This is a genomic window from Flavobacterium cyanobacteriorum (assembly GCF_002251835.1).
GTDB lineage: Bacteria > Bacteroidota > Bacteroidia > Flavobacteriales > Flavobacteriaceae > Flavobacterium > Flavobacterium cyanobacteriorum.
In genome coordinates this window covers 1-1,633 of sequence record NZ_NOXV01000095.1, presented here as the reverse complement: position 1 = coordinate 1,633, position 1,633 = coordinate 1, and the positions used below count along the sequence as shown (strand labels likewise).

Here is a 1,633-nt window from a genome sequence, read left to right as displayed (position 1 = left end):
CGGCATCCTCCCCGCCGCCTGCTTTTGCGGCGGGGAGATAGAGCTGAGAGCGGGATAAAGCTCCAAAAGATAAACAAAAACATTTATGGATGCAGGACAAAAACCCGCACGGGGAAGCAACTGCAGGTCCCAATTAAATTGTATATTTACTAACCTTAAATCAAATTATGACATATACTGACAAAATGCTTCGGGACAACGCGCTTACCGATAAAGTAATTGTAGTTACCGGTGGCGGCAGCGGCCTGGGCAGGGCTATGACAAAATATTTTATGGAACTGGGGGCAAAAGTGGCTATAACCTCCCGCGACCTTGATAAACTACAAGCTACCGCCAGAGAGCTTGAGGAACAAACCGGGGGGCAGTGCCTGGCCGTGCAGTGCGATGTGCGAAATTATGAAGAAGTACAGAAAATGCTACAGGCAGTGCTTGATGAATACGGCAAAGCAGATGTACTGCTAAACAATGCGGCAGGCAACTTTATCTCGCCTACCGAACGCTTATCAGCCAACGCATTTGACACGGTCATTGACATTGTGCTGAAAGGCACTAAAAACTGCACGCTGGCTTTCGGCAAATACTGGATTGACACCAAACAGGAAAAAGCAACGGTGCTTAATATTGTCACTACCTATGCCTGGACGGGTTCGGCTTATGTAGTGCCAAGCGCCACGGCAAAGGCCGGCGTACTGGCCATGACACGAAGCCTTGCGGTTGAATGGGCTAAATATGGTATCCGTACCAATGCCATTGCGCCCGGCCCCTTCCCTACCAAAGGCGCATGGGACAGACTGCTGCCCGGCGACCTGAAAGAAAAATTCGACCTGGCCAAAAAAGTGCCACTGAAACGGGTGGGTGACCACCAGGAGCTGGCAAACCTTGCGGCTTACCTGGTTTCTGATTTTTCGGCGTATGTAAACGGTGAGGTTATAACCATTGATGGCGGCGAATGGCTTAAAGGCGCAGGGCAGTTCAACATCCTTGAAGCCATCCCTGATGAAATGTGGGATATGCTGGAGGCAATGATTAAAGCGAAGAAAGGCAAATAGCTGGATTGAACAAGAAAAGCTAATCAAATTATTATTAAACCCTACTGATATTGGCATGTAATGAAGCATAAACTATATATTCTGATATTTTTTGGGCACTTTATTATAACTCACGCTCAGACTAATCAGATACAGATAGATTATGATGAATTCAGAGTTTCTTTAAGTAACAATATTGAAAAATTTGATACAGCTCATGTAGTGCTTAAAAATCCTTATTTTTCTAATGAGTATGAGAATTCAGGAGAGAAGGAACTTCAGGTAAAAAATTTCCCAATATCTTATTCAGTACTTTATGGAAAATATTTAATCTCATTATTTGAAAATGGAAAATTTTCTTGTTTTAATATTGATGATTTTAAAAGGGATATCTCTTTAGAGCACAAACTAAATGTTAGAAAATTCAGACAGCATTGGATCATAGACGGCAAATTAGGTGGTTTATCTGGTAATTCAATTTTTTTATGGGATGATCATAAATGGATAAAATATAAAAAAAACTTTCCCTTGAAAAATCAACCAAAACTATTTGAAGACGAAAAATCAATAGCGTCCTAAACAATAAAAAAAAGAATGGTTAGTTT

The 1,633-nt window shown here is 41.8% G+C and carries 2 protein-coding genes; both read left to right on the top strand.

The genetic code is table 11. The features are described 5' to 3' along the window. The first annotated feature begins 167 nt into the window (after positions 1–167). A complete protein-coding gene (locus tag CHU92_RS01070) occupies positions 168–1,049 on the top strand; it encodes an SDR family oxidoreductase (protein WP_094411737.1) in 882 nt (293 codons plus the stop codon). A 60-nt stretch (positions 1,050–1,109) separates the two neighbouring features. After that, a complete protein-coding gene (locus CHU92_RS01065; protein ID WP_094411735.1) occupies positions 1,110–1,607 on the top strand; it encodes a hypothetical protein in 498 nt (165 codons plus the stop codon). Positions 1,608–1,633: the final 26 nt, after the last annotated feature.